The following is a 2,103-nucleotide window of genomic DNA, read 5'->3' as shown; positions in this document are numbered from 1 at the left end:
GGCGAGTGCGGGCGAGTTCACGCAGGCGGTGCCGAAGAGTGCCGGTGTTCCGCTGAGTGGTGAGGCGGTGGCCGGTTCGCCGATGTACACCGAGGCCGTGCCGGCGAGTGCGGGTGTTCCGGCGGGGGCGGGCGAGTTCACGCAGGCGATTCCCAAGAGCGGGGGTGTGCCGGCCGGTTCGCCCGAGTTCACGCAGGCGGTGCCGAAGAGCACCGGTGTCCCGCTCGACGGGACGGTGCCCGCTGAGGCTGCCATGTCGCCCGACGGGACGACGGCCGCCCTCAAGGTGGGCGGTGCGGGCACGCCCGCCATGAAGGCGAAGAGCGAGGGCTCCCCGTCCCCGACGGTCGGTTCGGCGACGGCCGGTGGCTTCCGGATCGTCCCCGAGCAGCTGCGGGCCGCCTCCGGCCCGGTGCTCGGGGTCGCGGACGATCTCAAGGAACTCTTCACCAGCATGAACGGCTTCCTCAGCGGCATGCGCGGCAACTCGCCCTGGGGCAACGACGACGACGGGAAGTCCTTCGCCAACGGCGAGGACGGCGAGCCCGGTTACCTCGCCAACGAGAAGGACGTACTGGAGGGCCTGGAGGCCCTCCCGCAGGTCCTCGAAACGATCGGGAAGCGCCTGAAGGGCATGGCCGACGGCTACGAGAACGCTGAGCAGTTCAGCCTCTCCGGCATGGGCAAGCCCGAGCTCCCCCTCCCCGGCACCGGCCAGCAGGACCTGCTGCACCGTGACATCGCCGCCGGCAAGTACAACGGAAGGCACTGACCCACCATGGCTGTCGAACTCCCGGAGCCCCTGCAGTGGGTCCTGATGCTGCTCGCCGGTTCCCGTTGGCCCGAGGGCGACGAGGACCTGATGCGGGACATGGCCCGCCGTTGGCGGTCCGCCGCCGAGACCATCGAGGAGGGCGGGCGGGCCGCCGATTCGGCGATGAAGCGTGCGTTGGACGGTCAGCAGGGCGGCGCGATGGACGAGTTGTCGAAGAAGTGGGAGACGCTCACCCTCCCCGCTGACGGCTCGAAGCCCGGCTTCTTCCCTGGGATGGTCAAGTCCTGCAACGCGATGGCGGACAGCCTGGAGGCGATGGCCAACGCGACCGAGACGGCGAAGATCTCGATCGTGGCGCAGCTCGGCATCCTGGCGTTCGAGATCGCGACGGCGGAGGCGGCGGCGCCGGTGACGGCGGGTGCGTCGATGGCGGCGATTCCGCCGGCGATCCAGGTCAGCAAGATGACGGTCCAGCAGATTCTGAAGAAGCTGGCCAAGGAGATCATCATGCTGGCGTTGAAGGAGGCCTTCCAGGAGGTCGCCATCAACTTGCTCGCTCAGTCGATCCAGTTGGCGGCCGGCAACCGCAAGGAGCTGGACGGCAAGGAGCTCGGGATGAGCGCGGCCGGTGGTGCGATCGGTGGTGCGGCCGGTGGTGTGCTCGGCAAGGGGCTCGGCGCGGCGGGCAACAAGCTGATCGGCAAGCGGATGGACTCCCTGCCGGCGCAGATGGTCGAGGGTGCGATCACCGACGTCGGTGCGGACGCGTTCACGCAGTTCGCGCTCACCGGCGAGGTCGACGCAGGTCAGCTCGGCGGATCAGCTCTCAGCGGTGGAGCCGGCCCCGCCATTCACCGCGGTGCCGGCGCCCTCAAGGGCAAGTTCAACTCCTCGGACATCCCCAACGCCTCCGATTACACCGGCGGTTCGGACGGTCCGGCTGTCGACACCCCCAGCATGGGCGGCTCCGGCGACTCGCACTCAAACGAAAACTCGACGGGAAGCAACGGCTCGTCGAACAACGGTACTTCGGGCAGCGGCACTTCGAGCGGGGGCACCACCGGCAACGGTTCCACGGGCAGCAACTCGCCCAGCCCGTCGGGCTCGTCGAGCTCGAACGGTTCCACGACGCCGAACCGGCCGGACGGCTCCGACGCGGACGGTTCCTCGGGCAAGCCCCACAGCGGGGGGAAGCCCGACGCGGATGCCACGCCGCAGAACCTGTCGCCGACCGGCAGCGACGGTCACCACATCCGGCAGCCGTACGCCGAGGGTGCTTCCCCGGATTCGGATGGGTCGCAGAACCTGTCGCCGACGGGCAGCGACGG

General features: G+C 69.6%; 2 protein-coding genes. Both read left to right on the top strand.

What is annotated here, in order from left to right; all coding sequences use genetic code 11:
* On the top strand, window positions 1-772 hold a 772-nt coding region (locus ACZ6ZR_RS15650), incomplete at its 5' end, for a WXG100 family type VII secretion target (RefSeq protein WP_465642646.1).
* Between the two features lie 6 nt (window positions 773-778).
* Window positions 779-2,103, top strand: a 1,325-nt coding sequence (locus ACZ6ZR_RS15645) for a WXG100-like domain-containing protein (RefSeq protein ID WP_465642645.1), incomplete at its 3' end; no start/stop codon positions are given.

It is taken from the genome of Kitasatospora sp. NPDC088742, from assembly GCF_055584905.1.
Note: the sequence above shows the minus strand (reverse complement) of the source record. Positions and strands in the feature narration are given on the sequence as shown.